A 247-nucleotide genomic window follows, 5' to 3' on the forward strand; every position below is an offset into this window, starting at 1 on the left:
GGTCCACAATTAGTGGTACCTGTAAATAATGGACGCTATGCAATCAATGCTGCTAATGCACGTTGGGGAAGTTTATATGATGCACTATATGGTACAGATGCAATCAGTGAAGAAGATGGTGCGGAAATCGGTAAAGGCTATAACCCGGTTCGTGGGGGAAAAGTTATTGCTAAAGCTAAGCAATTATTAGATGAAGCCATTGCTTTAAAAGATGCGTCTCATAGTGATGTTGTGAAATATGCAATCG

The 247-nt window shown here is 40.5% G+C and carries 1 pseudogene; it reads left to right on the forward strand.

From position 1 onward, the window contains the following. Window positions 1-247, forward strand: a pseudogene (locus R2R70_RS22270) (malate synthase G); the annotation flags it as partial.

This window comes from Cobetia sp. SIMBA_158, from assembly GCF_046566945.1.
Lineage (GTDB): Bacteria > Pseudomonadota > Gammaproteobacteria > Pseudomonadales > Halomonadaceae > Cobetia > Cobetia amphilecti.